The organism is Chitinophaga sp. XS-30 (assembly GCF_008086345.1).
Taxonomy (GTDB): Bacteria; Bacteroidota; Bacteroidia; order Chitinophagales; family Chitinophagaceae; genus Chitinophaga.
This window is the reverse complement of sequence record NZ_CP043006.1, coordinates 2,479,003-2,492,519: the sequence shown is the minus strand read 5'-3', so window position 1 is coordinate 2,492,519 and position 13,517 is coordinate 2,479,003. Positions and strand designations below refer to the sequence as shown.

Here is a 13,517-nt window from a genome sequence, read left to right as displayed (position 1 = left end):
CCGCATTATTTGTATTATTTTAAGCGGATCAATTATCCACAATGAAAACAACAATCTTCTTTTTGCTCGCCCTCTGCGGCATACCCGCACAGGCACAGACAGACACCCTGCAGGCCCAACTGGTATCCGGCCAGTTCGCCTTTACCGAAGGCCCCGCGCACGACAAACACGGCAATGTGTTCTTCACCGATCAGCCCAACAACCGGATATGGAAGTACAGCACCGATGGCCAGCTCACCCTGTTCATGGACAATGCCGGCCGCTCCAACGGATTGTATATCGATAAAAAAGGCAACATCATCGCCTGCGCGGATGAACATAACCAGCTCTGGTCCATCTCTCCGAAAGGCAAGGTAACCGTGCTGCTGAGCGATTACGAAGGACAAAAAATGAACGGCCCCAACGACCTCTGGATCACGCCAACAGGCGGCATCTACTTTACCGATCCGTATTATCAGCGCAACTACTGGACCCGGCAAAAAGGTGAAATAGAGGGACAGAAAGTGTACTTCCTCCCCAAAGGCAAAAAAACGCCGGTCATCGCAACGGACGATATCAAAAAGCCCAACGGCATCATCGGCTCAAAAGACGGGAAACATGTTTTTGTGGCGGATATCGGCGCCAGCAAGATCTACCGGTACACCGTACAGCCGGATGGCACCCTGGGGGAACGCCTGCTGTTTACCGATCAGCTGGCGGATGGCATGACGATCGATGAAGCAGGCAATATCTATACCTGCGGCCACGGCGTTTCTGTTTACAATCCTGAAGGCAAATTGATCCGCTACGTTAAAGTACCGGAAAAATGGACGGCGAACGCCTGTTTCGGGGGGAAAGACAGGGACATCCTGTTCATTACGGCATCTACCGGCGTTTATACCGTAAAAATGCCGGTAAAGGGGATAAAATGATCAAAGGTACCAGTCCCCTCCTTCCGGCAGGGAAAGGTAAATAACGTCCCCTTTCCTGAAATGACCATGATTTGTTCTGATGAAGATATGCTGCCCGCCCAGGTCAACTTCCATTTCATAATAATTGCCGAAGAAATACACACTGTCAATGGCAGCTGGCAATATCTTTTGCCCTCCCGCCACGATCTTGAACTGCTCCGGCCGGGTGAACAGCAGCTTTCCCTCCGGCGCTACCCTGTTCATGATGGCGGGATCAACAAGGTTATAGCTGCCGAACAACCCTGCGGCATATTCATTCACCGGTTGCAGGTACACCTCCTGCGGACTACCCTGCTGAATGATCTGCCCGTTATGGATCACAAAAAGACGGTCTGCCCAGGGCAGCATATCGGTAGGCTCATGGGATACCAGCAGGCAAGTGATGTTCAACTGCTCGCCCAGATCCCTGATAACGGATTTCAGTATGCCGCGGTGTATCAGGTCCAGGTTGGAGAAAGGTTCATCGAGCAGCAACAGCCGGGGTAAGGTCACCAGCAGCCTCGCCAGCGCAATGCGCTGTTTCTCGCCGCCGGAAAGCTGGTCGTTCTTGCGTTTCAGCAAATGGCTGATCCGGCAGATCTCGTACAGCCTTGCGGCCTCTTCTTCCGGAAGCCTGTTGGCATACCCCAGCAATTCCTCCATCCGGTAATTATTCCGCAGCTCGAAGTGCTGCGAAAGATAGGCGATCCCCGGATGGCCGGGTATCAGCTTGTCATTCGGCCCTTTCACCTTTTCACCCTCAAACAGCACCTGCCCTTCATCCGGCTGCACAAGCCCGGCAATGATCTTCAGCAATGTACTTTTGCCCGAGCCGGAAACACCCGCTATAGCCACTTTCTGAAATTTCTCCTGCGTAAAGCTGATGTCTTTCAGTTGAAAGCTCCCTTCCTGCTTGCGGATATCTGATACTTGCAATAAACTCATAATGGATATAAAAAAAGCGTATGAGCACTATTCATACGCTTCGGCCAAAAGTACAAAAAAGCAGGGGATTCAAAAGAAGTGTCGCATTTCACCCTCAATCTTGTCGTAATTGCACGCACTGAAACCAGACTATTGCCGGTAGATTTGTATTGTTATATCGCAATTACCTGACGTACAAAATAATCAACATGGCAACTGTAAATCCTTATCTGAACTTCGCCGGCAATACCGAAGAAGCGTTCAATTTCTACAAGTCCGTTTTCGGCGGCGAGTTCTCCTTTTTACAACGTTTCAAAGACACGCCGCATGCCGGGGAATTACCGGCGGAAGAGCAGGACAAGATCATGCATATTGCGCTGCCTATTGGCGAGAACATGGTACTGATGGCCACCGATACGCTGAAATCCATGGGCCAGAGCGTTCATCCCGGAGACAACATGTCACTCGCTATTTCGCCTGACAACCGCGAAGATACGGAACGTTACTTCAATGCGCTGGCTGACGGCGGCAAGGTGGTGATGCCACTGGAAGATGTGTTCTGGGGCGCATACTTCGGTATGTTGGTAGATAAATTCGGCATCCAGTGGATGGTTAACTTTGAAGCGAAGCAGTAAACAGCCTTTCCTTCCTCCGCTGCATAAAAAACGAAACAGGGTGTACCGGAAGGTCGGCGCACCCTGTTTTTATGCACAGCACTGTGCGGTCAAAATCATTGTGATACAACTGCTATTCTGCGCCGAACGTGATGAAGTCCGCTTTTTATATACAAGGCAACATCACCGTTACCCCAGCTGTTTCGCCCATTTCCGCTGCATCTTCCGCCCCAGCATGGCGTTGGCTTCCCGGTCGTTGGTAAATATTTCCTTTTCCGGGTCCCACTTCAGCGGCCTTCCCAGTTCGTAGGCGATGTTGCCGATAGTGCAAACGGTAGCGGTGCGATGACCAACTTCCACATCACAGATCGGCCTGCTGCGCTTGCGGATCGCATCCGTCCAGTCCCGGTAATGATTATCGCTGAAGTACACGCGTTTATCCGTATCCGTTATTTTTTTGTCTTTGAGCGATTCCGGCGTGGTCACCAGCTTGCCGCGCTGTACATCCACGGTGCCTTCGGTACCGATGAATTCCACGTTCTTGCGGCCATTGTCCCGGTGCGTCATGGTCAGACCGTTGGCGTAACGGTAGGTCAGATCAGGATAGTCTTTGCCGTCCGGCGGTATCACTTCAACGGGACCGCTGCCATCCATATCCAGCGCCCATTGCGCGATGTCGAACATATGTGCGCCCCAGTCCGTCATGAAACCGCCGCCAAATTCTTTATAGTCCCGCCACTTTGCCCAGAAGCTGTCTTTCAGGGAAGGTGTAAGTGCGGAATTGAAGTGCACAAATTCATTTGGCCCCAGCCAGCTCTTCCAGTCCAGCCCCTCCGGAATAGCCTGTTCCGGCAGGTCGTAGGGCTTCGGCGGAGGGCCTACGCTCACTTTGATGGTCTTCAATTCCCCGATGTAGCCATTGCGCACCAGTTCCACCGCCTGCCGGAATTCCGGCCAGGAGCGCTGCATGCTGCCGGTCTGGAAAACCCGGTCGTATTTCCTGGTGGCATCCACCATGGCACGGCCTTCTTTGATGGTGAGCGACAGGGGCTTTTCACAATAGATATCTTTTCCCGCCTTGGCGGCCATCACCGCCTGTATGGCATGCCAGTGGTCCGGTGTGGCGATCACCACGGCATTGACATCCCTGTTATCCAGCAATGCCCCGAAATCGTTGTACACGGCACAGTCCTGCTGCACGGACTTTTCCGTGTAGTAGGCCTTCGCACGTTTTGCAAATTCATCCAGCTTATGTTTATAGACATCCGCTGCCGCTATCACGCGGGCATCCGGTAGCTGAAGGAACTGCCGCTGCAGGCCGAAAGCCTGTTTGCCGGTGCCGATAAAACCGATGTTGATGCGGTCGCTCGGCGCGGTATAACCTTTACCGCCCAGCACATAGCGGGGAAGGATCATGAAAGCGGACAGGGTTGCCGTTCTGCGCAAGAACGCCCGTCTGTTCAAATTGGTTTGCTTTGTTTCCATAACGGTATAATGATGATATGTGATAAACAAAATAAGCAGCCGCGGCCGCATTTCCTAGCGCCGGGAGGCGTTTTGGTGCAATCGTTCCCGGATGTATGCGCTGGCCAGCAATATGGGATCGCTCAGTTGTTGCATATTTCGAGCGCTGATGTGTGCGGGTTAAACTTACTGTAAAAAATAAAATTTTGCGTGTTCTTTTGGGAGGTGGGAGAAAGATGAGGGGTTACAATAGAAAGCAGCCCGACATTGTTTGATGATCTCCACCTGGACAAGTCAGCAATCAGACGAGTTTAAATTCACTTTGTCCCTTTTTTTTGAGAAAGATCAGCAGCGGAAATAATTAAGTCTGCGACCTCTTTTGAATGGCTTATATAGACACTATGGCTTGCACCTTCTACTTCCACTATTTTTTTACTATTAGCCCTTTTGGCATACATCCGCTCTAACTCCGGATTGATAATCCTGTCGGATTTTGCTACCATATACCAAACAGGTTTTGTTTTCCAGGCTGGGTTTTGAATGATGGCGTGGAATACCACGTCAGCAGTGGGCGTCTGCGAATTGGCCATAAAATCTGCTTTTGATTTTGGCAGGTCACCAGAAAAATCAGCAGCAAACATCTTGGGGTCAATGTAGTCCCAGCCGTCATTTCCTTTGATCAGTGATTTATAAGCAGCGGGGAAAATTTTACCGTTGTCAGCTTCAGATTCTCCTTGATCCGGTGCATGTGCGGCAATATATACCAGTCCGCGAACCAGGGAGTCATTACCCGCCGTTGTTATTACCGCACCTCCATAGCTATGCCCTACCAAAATACAAGGTCCGTCCTGCAGGTTAATTACTCGTTTTACCGCAGCCACATCGCCTTCAAAGGTAGTCAGCGCAGGCTGGGCAATGCTGACCTTGTAGCCTTTTTTGGAGAGGATTTCATAGACCTGCTGCCAGCCGGAGCCATCTACAAATGCACCATGAACAAGCACAATGTTTTGGACTCTTGGGGAAACCTGGGCTTGCAATTCTGAGACGAAAATCGTCATAATTAAAATAAGCAGCATTGCAAATGTGCGAATGCCGCGGTTGGGATTTAAATTCATGGTATGTTTTTAATATTGTTTATAAAATGACAAACGCCGTCAGTTTCAATTCAGTTGCCGGTAATCCGACGGTGACTTACCGGTCTTACTTTTAAATACTTTTGTAAAATGAGAGGGATGTTCAAAGCCCAGTTCAAATGCAATTTCACTGATGTTTTTCTCTGTACCCCATAGCAGGGATTTCGCCTTATCTACCAGTTGCAGGTGGATATGTTCCAGGGTAGTTTTACCCGTGTACCTGTTCAGCAGATCGGAAAGATAGTCAGCAGAGAGGTTGAGCCGCGATGCGAAATATTTTACATCGGGAAGTCCGTCATCGATCAGCGAATCCTTTGAAAAGTAGCCGAGCAGCAGGCTTTCAAACTGCTGAACCAGGTCTTGACTGGGTTTGGAACGTGTCAAGAACTGCCGGTCGTAAAAACGGCTGCAATAGTTGAGCAGCAGTTCAAGGTTGTTCACGATCAATTCCTGTGAGTGCTTGTCCAGGTTTTGCGAATACTCCTGTGCCATATTATCCGCACAATTACGTAAAGTCTTCTTTTCATCCTCGGACACATGCAGCGCTTCATTGGCATCATACTGAAAAAATGAGTATCCATGCATCTTTTTGCCCAGCCCGGTCCGGTATAACAAATCAGGGTGGAAGAACAATCCCCATCCATCATCATAGGAAATGTAGCGCTGTGTTGAAACAGCCTGCCCCGGAGCGGTAAATACCAATGTGCCCTGATCAAAATCGTAATGGGAGCGCCCATATCCCATTGATCCTTTTAACTGTTTCAGATACACGGCATAAAATCCCAGCCGGAACGCGGTTTCTTCTACCGGAAAGTTATCCCTGCTGATCTGCTGCAACTCAAGAAAGGAAACCAGCGGGTGTTTCGGCGGCGGGCAGCTGTAGAGCTTATGCAGATCATGTATGGTATTGATATCAACGAATGGTTGTTCCATATATAACCGGTTTGGAAGCCAGGTAAATTTACTAAAAAGGACCTATACAGGAAGAATTCTGCCATTGATGATCCCCAGTAAAGCCCGTTCATATGCGTAGACTACTTTCGAGACCGCTACTGGTATAAAGCCGGGGAAATAGGGATGATAAGCTGTTGACTCTGCCAACACTGTAGGACTGATGCAATTGATACGGATACCCCGGGGCAGTTCATGCGCGGTTGCTTTTACAAACCCTTCCACTGCCCCGTTTATCATTGTGCCGATAACGCCACCCAATATAGGTTCATCCGTTAAAACACCGGAGATCAGCGCAAAAGAACCCTTGTCTGCAATATAAGGTAAAGCAGTGCGCACCAGGTTAACCTGCCCCATCATTTTATTGGCAATGGAAAAACTAATACTTTCATCCGTGATCTGTTCAAACGGGAGTGCGGCTACTTCGCCGGCTGCGTTGGCTACAGCGTCAAAAGCGCCTATCGATTTAAAGAGCGTTTCCAAACTTGCTATGTCGCTGATATCAGCCTTGTAATCCCCCGACGAGCGGGATACCCTAATAACTTTATGGCCTGCCTTTTCCAATGTCTTTGACAATTCTGCGCCTATGGTGCCACTGGCACCTGTTACAACGATCGTACGTTTCATGATTGTGTTTTTTAACTAGATGAACATTCCGCCCGATATCTCAATGCGTTGGGCATTTACAAAGCGGCTGTCTTCGGATAGCAGTGATGCAACAAACATCCCCACATCGTCCGCAACTCCAAGACGTCCGAGCGCAGTCATGCCGGCAATTTGCTCACGATGGCTACCGTCACCTTTTCCACCGCCAAATTCAGTGTCGATTGCCCCTGGTGCAACACTATTTACACGGATCTTCCGTCCTGCATATTCTTTGGCAAAATACCGTGTCAAGCCTTCTATTGCGGACTTAAGAGCGCCGTACACGGCAACGCCGGGAAAGGCAAAGCGGGCAAGTCCGGAAGAAATATTAATAACCTGACCACCATCAACGATCAACGGAATCAGTTTTTGCGTAAGGAAAAACACACCTTTAAAATTTACATCCACAAGTTCGTCGAACTGTTCTTCGGTTGTGTCTTTGATGAGCGTTCGCTGGGATATCCCTGCATTGTTGACGAGATAATCGAAATCCTCCCGATTCCATTCCTGCTTTAGCACCTGCGCGATCTGGTCGGAAAAGTCGTTAAAGGAGCTGGTTTTGGATGTGTCTAGTTGCAAGGCTATTGCTTTTCCTCCACTGCGGTTGATGGTATCCGCAACAGCCTTCCCCTGATCGGAGTTGCTGTTGTAAGTGAGGATGACGTCAATGCCCCGTTGAGCGGCGTTTAAAGCAATACTTTTTCCTATTCCCCGGCTCCCGCCGGTTACAAGAACGATTTTTGCTGTTGCTGTTTTCATCTCTTTTAAGTTTTAATTTATACAGCAAAGTTCAACAACGCGGCGGAAGGCTACTTATACATTTCCGGACAGGTTTTATACATTTCAGAGATGTAGGAATTTATGTTACTGCGGTGGCGATCCCCAATAATCTGAGAGATATGGGGGAAGGGAATTTCAAGTCAAAAAACCGGTACCCGCTTTAACTAAAGACAGTGTTTCTTCAAAAGTCAACCCATCAGGATTAAACTCATGTATTAAAGCAGAAAAGCCGCATAAATCCTGCGATTTATACGGCTTTTCTTCAATCAGGCGTTCCCGCCCGGACCACACGTATCTTACAAAACACCAAAGATCACTCCCCTACCGGGATCGGCATATCCACGCCGGTTGCTGTGGCAACGCCAAAGTTCGGAGAACCATCACTGTTCCAGCTGAGCTTCTGCATCCTCGGGGCCCTCTGACCATTGGTAGTGGCCGCCACACTGCGGGCATGATAGACAAACCAGTGTTCCTTTTTCGCCACGCCATTGGGGTCCGTATAACTGCTGGTGAAGAAGCTGTTATGCCCTGGCCCGTAAACACTGTTGGCATCATTTCTCACGAAGACCTGCTTTTTATTGATCCAATCGGCAACTACCGCAGGATCACCGCCGCTTTTAAGTTGTATCTGGGCAAGGCAATAGTTGTCGCTGGTGTACCGGCTGGCGGAATAGATGATAAATAAAGGGCTGCTGGCATCTCTTTGCAGCATGATGGGCCCTTCATTGACACCGGCTCCAATCGAATTCGGCTCATGTTTCTCCCAGGTATTGGTAGGTGAGGATATTTTGATCCTCGGGCCGCTGATGGTCCATGGGTTGGACATCGTGGCAAGATACAGGTATTGTTTGTACCTGCTGGCCGTACTTTCCCAGCCGGACCAGATGAAATAATTCGTAGACCCTATCGTGAGAACAGAGCCGTCTATCGCCCACTGATCACTGGAATCGTAGATCTTCCCTTTGAATGTCCAGGTGCCGGTCATCGGGTCCGCATTGGCATTTTCCAGCACGTACATCCGGTGCGAATCACCCGTACCATCATTGGCCGCAAAATAGATGTACCACTTCCCGGACAGGAAATGCAGTTCCGGCGCCCAGATATTGGAAGAATATGCCGTACCTGTGGGCGGGGTCCAGATAACAGATTCCGGTGCGGTGGATAGTAAGGACATGGAAGTAGTCTTTCTCAATCCAATCTTATTACCCCTGGTGTACATGAAATAATAGTAACCGTCCTTTTGGGTAACATAGGGGTCCGGTCTGCTGGCGTTGATCAGCGGATTCTGGAAATTGACATTGTGGAAATTGAACTGGTCCTGGTTGCCGGTGATCGTGGATTTTTGCCTGATCTTGGCGCCAAGGCCGGTGCTTTGCGGGTCCAGCACCATTTTCATGCCGGTAGCTTTATTGGTCAGCGAAAATACGTTATTGCTTCCCGAATATGCTATCGCCCAGGCTTGCGCATCGCTTCCATCGTCTGTTCGCTGCTCCAGGATATCTCCGGAGGTAGCAGAAGGGGACGCGAGGCATTTGTTACTGGTCATATTCACCAGCTTGTAATAAGATGCATCAATTTTCACCAGTTTCCATTTCTGACCGTTGTTCGGAAACCATAGCCACTGCTGAATTTTTTGACCTTCCGCGGAGGAATTGCCGGTAACTTCCACCACGGGGCCGGCCGGCGCAGCGGAGGTAATTCCCCTTATGCGGTAAATAGCGCCATCGATCAATGTTCCGAGCGGCGGTGCTGCGCTGATCCTGGAGTCATCCAGTTGCAGCAATTCCTCGCCGGCATTTTCTTTTTGTGTTTCTTTCTGACAAGCCATTGCCAATAGCAATGATAGGGCTGTGAGGGTTCTGAGGGTTTTGATTTTCATAACATTTTGCTGTACGCAACAATTCGGTTCATTTAACGTGGAGAGAATTGGAGCGGGGTTTATAATAGATTTATCGGAAGATAATATAAGCAATATAATGTTGAAAAGCTATAGCACTTCTGAGGGATACTGGCCCCGGAAGCAGCAGACCGGTTTGGATATCAGCCACCAGACGGAAAATTGAATAATTTAAGGAAATTTTTATATCTATCAACGTAATTTTAGCTGATACGGGCCAGGTTAAACCGGTATATACCAAATATTATTACCGGAACCAGCATCTTTCTACAAAAAATTCAACTGCCGATGTTCTTATTCCAAAAATTCAGTTTCCTGATATTACTCGTCACTTCACTTTCTGTTTATGCCCAGAAAAAAGTTCAGTTGAAGTCCCCCGATGGCAATATCATTTTTTCTTTAACCCTCAGCCCGGAAGCCCCGGTGTACACCGTCTCCTTTAAAGGAAAAAAAATTGTGGCCGACTCAGAACTGGGGCTGAACTTCAAAGAAACAGGGAGATTTGGCGGAGCCCTCAGCATCTCCAAAAGCACAATCAAGCATGTAGATGAAAGCTATGACCTGGTTATCGGTAAAACAAAAACAGTACGAAACCGGTATCAGGAAGCGATCATCTCCCTGACAGAAAGTAAAGGCATACAGCGCCGGATTAACCTGGCAGTAAGGGTATTCAACGACGGGCTGGCATTCCGTTATGAATTTCCGGAACAGCGATCATGGTCTTCTTACATCCTTACCGATGAGAGCAGCACCTTTAATGTAACCGGCAACCCGTTGGTCCACGCCCTTTTACGGGATAATTATAACACCTCGCACGAGGGATTCTATCAGCAACAACGGCTTGATGACATCACACCTGATACCCTGATGGATATGCCTGCACTGCTGGAATTCCCTGATCATGTTTATATGGCCATAACAGAAGCCAATCTAAGGGACTATGCAGGCATGTACCTGATCAAACATAACGGTGTGCTTAAAAGCCAGCTTTCCCCACATCAGGGTCAGACTGAAATAAAAGTGAAGGCGGTACTGCCCCACCGCAGTCCCTGGAGGGTCATGATGATCAGCGACAGGATGGAAACACTGATGGAATCCAATATTCTGGTCAACCTGAATGACCCTGTAAAGATTAAAGACCTGTCATGGCTAAAACCGGGAAAGACCTCTTTTCACTGGTGGAACGGAGACGTTACCCCGGACACTACTTTCGCACCGGGTATTAACTTTGAGACCAATAAGTACTATATTGATTTCTGTGCGCGAAATCACATCGAATACCATTCTGTAATTGGTTATGGCGGTTTTGCCTGGTATAAAAGCGATGCCACGGGCTATGCTACAGTTGGCCCTAATACCGATGTCACCAAAACAGTGCCCAGCCTGGACATGCAGCGGGTCTGTGACTATGCCAGGGAGAAAGGGGTTGGCATACACGTATGGGTGAACTGGAAAGCAATTTATCCCAAGCTGGAAGAATCCTTTGCCCAATTTGAAAAATGGGGGATCAAAGGAATGATGGTGGATTTTCTGGACCGCGATGATCAGGAAATGGTCAACATCCAGGAAGAGATCCTGAAAAAAGCAGCCGAGCATAAATTGTTCATCCAGTTTCATGGCGCATTTAAACCGACAGGGTTACACCGGACTTACCCGAATGAATTTACCAGGGAAGGCGCCCTGAATTATGAAGTCAATAAATGGAGCAAAGAAGGACTTAGTCCGGACCACGACATTGACATTCCCTTCACCCGCCTGCTCGCGGGAGCTACAGATTATCATCTGGGAGGTTTCAGGGCTGTTCCTCCATCCAGATTTAAAGCTCAGTACACCAGACCGCTGATGATCGGGACACGCTGTCATATGCTGGCCATGTATGTAGTACTGGAAAGCTATTTAGCCATGGTTGCAGATTACCCTAAAGCCTATGAAGGTCAACCAGGCTTTGACTTCCTTCAAAAAGTCCCTGTCAGTTGGGATGAAACACGTGTACTCAAAGCTGAAATCGGGCAATATGTAACCACTGCCCGCCGAAAGGGAAATGACTGGTACCTGGGTACCATTAACAATACTACATCCAGAACACTGGAAATTCCGCTGGATTTTTTACCTGAAGGAAATTATACGGCGGAAATTTACACCGACGCTCCCGACACGGCAAGTAACCCGAACGCGTTGACAAAGGAAACCAAAATAGTAGACAGATCCCATACCATCACCGTTAGGCTGGCGCCTGGCGGAGGGCAGGTGATGCGTTTAATGAAGCAATAACCAGCGAAAGAAAAACGAAGGCTTTGAGGATTGCCTGAACGATGACAGGTCTCCATCAGGTATGAATAAATCAGGGCTGACCATTATTCTTGGTCAGCCCTTTTCTTATACAATAATTATCATAATCCCATCTCTATTGCCAATCCGGATTCTGACCCAGTGCGGGATTCCTGTCCCTTACCGTCTGCGGGATCGGGTACAGATATTTCGCATCGGTCCATTCCCTCACCCCGGGATTCCACATCACCTCGCCGGAAGTTCCGTTTGACAGCTGTATCCTGCCCGCCGCGGTGGAGGGGCTTACGTCTACAAATGCGATGCCTGGCGTGTTGGAAGGCGGTTTGGCACCCTGGTAGAAATAGACGTCATTGATGCCATCACCGTTCAGATCATGCTCACCCAGACCGGAAACATACATCCCGTTCATAGCGGCGTCCTCAAACAGGTCGCCAAGTTTCCAGCGCCGCAGATCATCGGGGCGAAGGCCTTCGAAGATCAACTCCACGCCTCTTTCCCGGAGCACTTCCAGCAGTACGGGATTCGTAAATTTATTAGCAAAGAACGCAAGCATATACGGGTCTGCCACAGTGGGCAATGTAGTCAGCGTAGTGCCGGTGATGCCTGCTCTTTCGCGCAGTGCGCCTATGGTGGCAGTCCAGTCCGCAGCTGTCATCCGGTTCAGCTCCGCGAGCGCTTCCGCTTTGTTGAGCAGCACTTCGGCCCAGCGCATGATGATGTGCGCATTGTCGTTACGGCTTTCGTCATCGTAGGGAAACCGTTCGTCATAGCACCATTTGATGGGCTGATACCCGGTATAGGTCTGGGAAAAATTCGGCGGTGCAATTACAGAGAGACCGTTTTCTGTTCTGCGGTAATCGCCCAGGCGGATCGTTTGTTTGAGCCGGAGGTCCCGGTTCTGCACTTCATCCACGAACGGCATTGTCTGATACCCCGCCATGCTGGTGAAAGGGGTGCCATCGAGGTTGAGGTAGGTGTTGACAAAACGGCGTGTCAGGCTGGGGCGGTTGCCATAAGTGGGACTGATGAACCGGCGGTTTGCAGAACTGAAAACCTGCAGATTGCTGCTCAGTGCCACAGAGAGGATCGTCTCATCCGTAAATGCGGATTTTGCAATGAACAACTCCCGGTACCCTCTGTCCGGTGTAGCGCCTTCATGCAGTGAAAAGCCGTTGATCGCGTTCGCTTCATTTACTACTTCCTCATACCAGGCGGCAGCTGTAGCCTGCTGGTTGTAGTCCGTATGATATTTGCGGAACGATGCTTCAAACAGGCAGATGCGCGTTTTGTAGGCGCGGGCTACATCCCTGGTGATGCGGGTGCGGCTCGGGTCAGCGGTCGGCGTGATGTTCTCAATCGCATAGTTCAGGTCTTCCAGCACTTTGTCCATCACTTCAAACCGGTCATCGCGCGGCGCATTCAGCTTTTCAGTATCCGTAATATCTATCGGCTTATCGATCCAGGGCACATCACCAAACCTTTTTACCTTCTCGAAATAAAAAAGGGCACGGAAGAAGTGCGCTACGCCAAGGTAATGCGCTTTGGTAGCTACGGTGCTCTTCTCTGCGTTCTCTATGAAGTAATTGATGTTACGCAGGGCCGTCCAGCTCCAGCCGGAACTGGTGATGGGTGAGAGGGTGCCCGGCGCCAGGTAATCATCCACCCCGTTACGGGCTACCAGATCGGAAGTGTTGTCAATCTGGAATACGCCTACATCCGTGCTCGGCAGCAGGTCGTAGAAGGAGTTCGCATATAGTTCCAGGCCGCTTTCCGATCCGAATACGGCTTCGTTTGTGGCCGTGTCTACCGGCACCTCATTCAGGTCGCAGGAGCTGGCGGACAACAGCACTGCCAGCACGAGTGTATAGTTGAATAATTTTCCAGTGTTCAT

General features: G+C 49.5%; 11 protein-coding genes. 3 read left to right on the top strand and 8 right to left on the bottom strand.

The genetic code is table 11. From position 1 onward, the window contains the following. The first annotated feature begins 41 nt into the window (after positions 1 to 41). On the top strand, positions 42 to 911 hold the full coding sequence (locus FW415_RS10250; RefSeq protein WP_148384439.1) for an SMP-30/gluconolactonase/LRE family protein: 870 nt from the start codon (positions 42 to 44) through the stop codon (positions 909 to 911). Here FW415_RS10250 and FW415_RS10245 read toward each other — a convergent pair whose 3' ends face one another. Further along, on the bottom strand, positions 912 to 1,874 hold the full coding sequence (locus tag FW415_RS10245) for an ABC transporter ATP-binding protein (protein ID WP_148384437.1): 963 nt from the start codon (positions 1,872 to 1,874) through the stop codon (positions 912 to 914). A gap of 188 nt (positions 1,875 to 2,062) precedes the next feature. Between FW415_RS10245 and FW415_RS10240 the strand changes: the two genes are divergently transcribed. Further along, positions 2,063 to 2,488: a VOC family protein gene (locus FW415_RS10240; protein WP_148384435.1), complete on the top strand. Its 426-nt coding sequence runs from the start codon at positions 2,063 to 2,065 to the stop codon at positions 2,486 to 2,488. Positions 2,489 to 2,656: 168 nt separating this feature from the next. On the opposite strand, the gene FW415_RS10235 is transcribed toward FW415_RS10240, so the two are convergent. The 6 genes from FW415_RS10235 to FW415_RS10210 form a co-directional block, all read right to left on the bottom strand. Next, on the bottom strand, positions 2,657 to 3,952 hold the full coding sequence (locus FW415_RS10235; RefSeq protein ID WP_148384433.1) for a Gfo/Idh/MocA family protein: 1,296 nt from the start codon (positions 3,950 to 3,952) through the stop codon (positions 2,657 to 2,659). Positions 3,953 to 4,248: 296 nt separating this feature from the next. Continuing rightward, positions 4,249 to 5,046 (bottom strand): alpha/beta fold hydrolase, encoded by a 798-nt coding sequence (locus FW415_RS10230; RefSeq protein WP_210420855.1) that lies wholly within the window; start codon positions 5,044 to 5,046, stop codon positions 4,249 to 4,251. Positions 5,047 to 5,091: 45 nt separating this feature from the next. Then, positions 5,092 to 5,997, bottom strand: a complete 906-nt coding sequence (locus FW415_RS10225) for an AraC family transcriptional regulator (protein ID WP_148384431.1) — start codon at positions 5,995 to 5,997, stop codon at positions 5,092 to 5,094. Between the two features lie 42 nt (positions 5,998 to 6,039). Further along, positions 6,040 to 6,642, bottom strand: coding sequence for a short chain dehydrogenase (locus tag FW415_RS10220; RefSeq protein WP_148384429.1), 603 nt, complete (start codon positions 6,640 to 6,642; stop codon positions 6,040 to 6,042). A 15-nt stretch (positions 6,643 to 6,657) separates the two neighbouring features. Then, positions 6,658 to 7,419 carry an SDR family NAD(P)-dependent oxidoreductase gene (locus FW415_RS10215; RefSeq protein ID WP_148384427.1) on the bottom strand — a complete coding sequence of 254 codons (762 nt, stop codon included), beginning with the start codon at positions 7,417 to 7,419 and terminating at the stop codon, positions 6,658 to 6,660. A gap of 334 nt (positions 7,420 to 7,753) precedes the next feature. Continuing rightward, entirely contained in the window at positions 7,754 to 9,319 is a 1,566-nt protein-coding gene (locus FW415_RS10210) for a family 43 glycosylhydrolase (RefSeq protein WP_148384425.1), read from the bottom strand. 306 nt (positions 9,320 to 9,625) lie between these two features. Between FW415_RS10210 and FW415_RS10205 the strand changes: the two genes are divergently transcribed. Further along, positions 9,626 to 11,608, top strand: a complete 1,983-nt coding sequence (locus FW415_RS10205; RefSeq protein WP_148384423.1) for a glycoside hydrolase family 97 protein — start codon at positions 9,626 to 9,628, stop codon at positions 11,606 to 11,608. A gap of 133 nt (positions 11,609 to 11,741) precedes the next feature. Here FW415_RS10205 and FW415_RS10200 read toward each other — a convergent pair whose 3' ends face one another. Then, a complete protein-coding gene (locus FW415_RS10200) occupies positions 11,742 to 13,517 on the bottom strand; it encodes a RagB/SusD family nutrient uptake outer membrane protein (RefSeq protein WP_148384421.1) in 1,776 nt (591 codons plus the stop codon).